The organism is Gaiella sp. (assembly GCF_057140465.1).
In genome coordinates, this window is record NZ_DBNHWK010000044.1 from 1 (window position 1) to 5151 (window position 5151).

Consider the following 5151-nt stretch of genomic DNA (forward strand, 5'->3'; position numbering starts at 1 on the left):
CCGGGTGATCGCCCTCGTCGCGAACACGGCCGGGACGCTCGCGGCGGCCGGTGTCGCCGTCGCGACGCTCCGGCGGCGCCCGCTCGGCAACGCGCTGGTGCTCGGCGGTATCGCGGCCGCCGCGCTCGGGAGCGCGCTGACGGGGCTCGGCGTCGCGGAGTCGTCGGCGCTCCTGCTCGCGGCCGTCGCCCTGCTCTACGCGGGTGTCGTCGCGCGTCGCTGACCGCTCGCGGATGCGATCCGAGGCCTGGGCCCGCCGCCTAGCTCGACCCGTCGGGGCGGTCGCCCTCGCGCATCCGCGCGACCGCGCGTCGGCGATCCGCCTGGCGTCGCCGGCCGCGCCACCAGACGAGCCCGAGGAGGACGGCGACGGCGACGATCGCGCCGATCTCGAGCGCGGACGCGACGGAGAACGGGTGATGGAGGATCAGCCGCGGGAGAGAATCCACAGCCCACACACGGTATAGGCGACCATCAGCGCGAGCATCGCGTACTGCGACCGCAGCGCGTCCCGACGGTCGGTGAACACCGTGACCGCGCGATCGTGGGCGACGGTGAGCCCGGCGACGTGCCCGACGACGAGGGCGCCGGTCTGGACGTACCAGACGGTGTTGGGCGAGAGGACGGTCAGGTCGGGGACGACGTCCGCCGTCCCGAACAGGTCCCAGCCTCGCCCCAACGGATCGGACAGGAGCGGCACCGCGAACTGCCCCTGGACCACGAGCAGCGAGAAGTAGTGGGCGACGACGTAGACGAAGGCGATCGGGACGAGCGACAGCACGAACTCGGGGGCGAGCGACCGGGGGGCGTTCACGATCCGCGACGCGACGATGCACGCCGTCTCGTACGTGACGGCGACCAGCGCCGCGGCGACGAGGAGGCCGCCGAGCGAGAGCGCCGTCACCGCGAGGTCGGCGAGCCCGGGGTCGTCGACGACCAGGGGGCCCTCGATGCGCGCGACGAGGTCCTGCCACGTCGACGTCCGGCTGTAGCCGTCGAACGCGACCGAGCCGAGCATGACGGCGAGGAAGGCGATCGACCCGGGCACGCGCTCCGGCCCCGCGAGCCCCGTCAGCGGCCAGCGCAGGCACAGCCTCCCGTCGCGGGCATGGAGGGGCGCGAGACGGGCGAAGTAGCCGAAGAGGACGGCAAACCCCTCGCCGTGCGTCGTCCACGTCTCCCGGCCGAACGCGGCCATCCCGAGCAACGTCACGTACGTGTAGAGGGCGATCGCGAACGCGAGCGCACGCGGCGAGGCGGGGTCGACGTACGCGAGCTCGAGTGCGACGAAGGCGAAGAGCGCGACCACCGCCGGCCAGCGACCGATCCGCTCCGGGTATGCGGCGAGCGGCCTCGCGACGCCGCCCGTCCGCTCTCGCGCCCAGACGACGCCGTCGGCGATCGCCCGCCAGGGCGAGAGGGCTCGCCAGACGTCCCCGAACAGCACGCAGAGGACCGGGACGCCCAGCCAGAAGACCACGTACACCCACGTCGGGGCGAGGTTGCGGATGGCATCGGTGTCACCGAACGCCGCAGCGGCCCAGACGAGCGCGAACAGCGCCACCGACACGACCTGCACGAGGACGCGCAGCGGGCCGAGCAGGACGCGCGACAGCGCCTCCGACAGCGGATGGCCGTCGGCCCGTCGTTCGAGCTGCGGCCGCTTCCAGAGCGCGCCGAGGAGGACGAAGGAGGCGACGAGCACGACACCCGCCGACCAGTAGAAGAGCCACCCGGGGACCGGCAGGTCGCGGATGCCGCCGATCCCGTGCGCGACGACGGTGGTCACCTCGTGTCGCACCTGCTTCCCTCCCGTCCGGGCACGAGGTGCCCTTCGCGCGCCACCATCCCTGCCTCGTCGTCGCTGCGGCCGCCTGCCCGGCCGCTACGACGAGAGCTTCTCCCGGACGAGGTCGTTGACGACACGGGGGTCGGCCTGGCCCTTGGTCTCCTTCATCACCTGCCCGACGAAGAAGCCCAGGAGCCCCTCCTTCCCGCCACGGTAGGCGGCGGCCTGGTCGGGATGGGCGGCGATCACCGAGTCGACGAGCGGGCCGAGGGCAGCGGTGTCCGACACGACCTCCTGCTCGAGGTACGGGTCGGCGGTGAAGCCGGGCTCGGCGAGCTTGGCGATCGCCTCGTCGAACGCGCCGCGCGGCACCCGGTCCCGCGCGTCGACCAGCCGGGCGAGCTCGGCGGCCGGGACGTCGGCCGCGGGGACACCGGCGGCGACGACGTTGTTGGCGATCACGTTGGCGGCGGCCACGGGGTCGGCCCCGGCCGTCGTCGTCGCCTCCCAGAGCGCGTCGAGGCCGCCGGTGACGAGGACGAGCGCGCGCTCGTGGTCGAGGCGGCCGGCGAGGCGACGGATCCGCGCGGCGGGCAGCTCCGGCAGCTCGGCGCGAAGCCGCTCGACGAGCTCGGCGGGAGGCTCGACCGGGACGAGGTCCGGCTCGGGGAAGTAGCGGTAGTCGTCGGCCTCCTCCTTGGCGCGCCTCGCCGTGAGCGCCCCCGACGCCGCATCGAAGTCGTAGGTCTCCTGCACCACCTCGCCGCCGGCGTCCCAGACGGCGATCTGCCGGGCGACCTCGGCCTCGATGCCGCGCGCGATGAACGTGAATGAGTTCATGTTCTTGATCTCGGTCCGGGTTCGCAGCTCGTCGGAGCCCGCGGGCCGGACGGAGACGTTGGCGTCGACGCGGAGCGTGCCCTTCTCCATCTCCGCGTCGGAGATCCCGAGCTCGACGATCGTCTGTCGCAGGAGCTGCAGGAACCGCTTCGCCTCCTCCGCGGAGTGGATGTCGGGCGTGGTGACGATCTCGACGAGCGGCGTGCCGCCGCGGTTGTAGTCGACGAGCGTGTAGTCGGCACCCCCGATGCGCCCGGTGCGCCCGCCGACGTGGACGTTCTTCGCGGCGTCCTCCTCGAGGTGGGCGCGGACGATTCCGACTTCATGTTGGCCATCCGGCAGTGGGACAATCATCCTGCCATTTATGCAAGATGGTAGATCGTACTGGGATATCTGATAACCCTTCGGCAGGTCCGGGTAGAAGTAGTTCTTGCGTGCGAAGACCGCACGCGGCGCGATCTCGCACCCGAGTGCGAGCCCGAGCTTGATCGTCCACTCGATCGCAGCGCGGTTCGGCACCGGGAGCGCTCCCGGGAAGCCGAGGCAGACGGGACAGGTCTGGGTGTTCTCCCCCGCACCGAAGCCCACCGGGCAGCGGCAGAACATCTTCGTCCGCGTCTTCAGCTGGACGTGGATCTCGAGGCCGATCACCGGCTGCCAGTCCGTCATCGCAGGCGCTCCGGGACGGGGTCGAGCCCGAGAGCACGCTCGAGGGCGTGCCCGATCGCGAAGAGCGTGTTCTCGCCGAACTGCGGGCCGATCAACTGCAGCCCGACGGGCAGCCCGTCGGAGAGCCCGCACGGGACGCTGAGCCCCGGGAGCCCCGCGAGGCACGAGGGGATCGTGAGCAGGTCGCACGCGTACATCGCGAGCGGATCGGCGGCCCGCTCGCCGAGCGGGAAGGCGACGGTGGGAGACGTGGGCGTGACGATCGCGTCGAACCGCTCGAGCGCGTCGCGGTGCTCCCGGACGAGCAGCGTGCGCACCTTCTGCGCCTGTCCGTAGTACGCGTCGTAGTACCCCGCGGACAGCGCGTACGTCCCGAGCATGATGCGTCGCTTCGGCTCGGCGCCGAACCCGTCGTCGCGCGTGCGCTCGACCATCTCCCGGTAGCCGTCCCCTGCGGAGCGCGGGCCGAAGCGCACACCGTCGTAGCGGGCGAGGTTGGACGACGCCTCGGCCGGAGCGATCAGGTAGTAGCAGGGGAGCCCGTACTCGAACGAGAGCGGCAGCTCGCACTCGCCGACCTCGGCGCCGAGCTCGCGGGCGAGGTCGACGGTGCGCTCGAAGGCCGCGCGCACGCCGGGCTCGATCGCCGCCAGTGCCTCCAGCTCGCGTGGGACGCCGAGCCGGAGCCCGCGCAGGTCCTCCCGATCCGGCAGACGGATCGGCTCCGGGTGCTCCACGGTCGTGGAGTCCGCCGGGTCGCGCCCGGCGATGATGGACGTGAGGAGCGCGACGTCGCGCACCGTCTTCGCGACGGGCCCGATCTGGTCGAGGCTCGAGGCGAAGGCGACGATCCCGTAGCGCGACACGGTGCCGTACGTCGGGCGAAGCCCCACGTTGCCGCAGAGGGCCGAGGGCTGCTTGATCGAGCCTCCGGTGTCGGACCCGAGGCCCCAGGGAGCGAGCCCCCCCGCGACGGCCGCGGCCGTCCCGCCGCCCGAGCCGCCTGGGACCCGGGACGGGTCCCAGGGGTTGCGGGACGGCCCGTACGCGGAGTTCTCCGTCGACGAGCCCATGGCGAACTCGTCCGTGTTCGTCTTGCCGAGGAGCGGCAGCCCGGCCGCCTTGCACCGCGCAGCGACGGTCGCGTCGAAGACCGGCGTGTACCCGCTCAGGATCCTCGATCCCGCGGTCGTCTCGATGCCTCGCGTCGAGATCACGTCCTTGAGCGCGATCGGCACGCCGTCGCCCTCGCACTCGTCCACGACGCGGAGATAGGCGTGGAGCTCGGGGTCGCGCTCGTCGATCGCCGCTCGGTACGCCGCGTGGAGCTCGCCGGCCGTGATCTCGCGACGCTCGAGGAGCCCCGTCGCCTCCTCCGCGGTCAGGCGAAGCGTGTCGATCACGGGCGGCACTCCGCGCACGCCCCCTCGAGGGGGCGGGGCGCCCCCCTACCGGAACGGTACGCCGTGAGCGGCCACACGAGCGTCACCGCTTCGTGTCGCGTGTGTGCGGCGGCCTCCACAGCCTCAGCCGGTCGGTGGGACACGGAACAGGCTTCCCTCGCGGGCCGGCGCGTTCGCCAGCGCGTCATCGAGCGGCAGGGCGGCGTGCGGCTCGTCGTCCGCCCAGGCGTTGACGAGGTCGAGCGGATGAGACGTCGGCGGCACGTCGGAGAGGTCGAGCTCCGCGACCTTCGAGACGGCCTCGAGGATCGCCCCGAGCTCGTCGGTGAGCCGCTCGAGCTCCTCCTCGCGGAGGTCGAGGCGGGCGAGCTTGGCGACGTGCAGCACCTGATCGCGCGTGATTGCCATGACTTCCCGGAGATCCTTCCAGAAACGTGGCGGGCCGCCCGG

General features: G+C 72.6%; 5 protein-coding genes and 1 pseudogene. 1 reads left to right on the forward strand and 5 read right to left on the reverse strand.

Features of this window, described 5'->3' with window-relative positions:
• A pseudogene (locus tag AC162C_RS06450) lies at window positions 1–223 on the forward strand (hypothetical protein); the annotation flags it as partial.
• A 37-nt stretch (window positions 224–260) separates the two neighbouring features.
• Here the strand turns inward: AC162C_RS06450 and AC162C_RS06455 are convergent.
• From AC162C_RS06455 to gatC, 5 genes are all read right to left on the reverse strand, one after another.
• A complete protein-coding gene (locus AC162C_RS06455) occupies window positions 261–449 on the reverse strand; it encodes a hypothetical protein (protein ID WP_484096842.1) in 189 nt (62 codons plus the stop codon).
• The gene (locus AC162C_RS06460) at window positions 428–1789 is read right to left on the reverse strand and encodes a fenitrothion hydrolase (protein WP_484096843.1); all 1362 of its coding nucleotides are present in this window, start codon (window positions 1787–1789) and stop codon (window positions 428–430) included. The genes AC162C_RS06455 and AC162C_RS06460 overlap by 22 nt, the downstream gene beginning before the upstream one ends.
• A gap of 96 nt (window positions 1790–1885) precedes the next feature.
• Window positions 1886–3298 carry an Asp-tRNA(Asn)/Glu-tRNA(Gln) amidotransferase subunit GatB gene (gene gatB / locus AC162C_RS06465; protein WP_484096844.1) on the reverse strand — a complete coding sequence of 471 codons (1413 nt, stop codon included), beginning with the start codon at window positions 3296–3298 and terminating at the stop codon, window positions 1886–1888.
• Window positions 3295–4701, reverse strand: a complete 1407-nt coding sequence (gene gatA / locus AC162C_RS06470; protein ID WP_484096845.1) for an Asp-tRNA(Asn)/Glu-tRNA(Gln) amidotransferase subunit GatA — start codon at window positions 4699–4701, stop codon at window positions 3295–3297. The genes gatB and gatA overlap by 4 nt, the downstream gene beginning before the upstream one ends.
• Before the next feature lie 123 nt (window positions 4702–4824).
• Window positions 4825–5109, reverse strand: coding sequence for an Asp-tRNA(Asn)/Glu-tRNA(Gln) amidotransferase subunit GatC (gene gatC, locus AC162C_RS06475; protein ID WP_462974255.1), 285 nt, complete (start codon window positions 5107–5109; stop codon window positions 4825–4827).
• Window positions 5110–5151: the final 42 nt, after the last annotated feature.

Excerpts from the sequence above, each read along its gene's own strand:
- gatC (WP_462974255.1), bottom strand. The coding sequence starts at position 5,109 with ATGGCAATCACGCGCGATCAGGTGCTGCACGTCGCCAAGCTCGCCCGC.
- gatB (WP_484096844.1), bottom strand. The coding sequence starts at position 3,298 with ATGACGGACTGGCAGCCGGTGATCGGCCTCGAGATCCACGTCCAGCTG.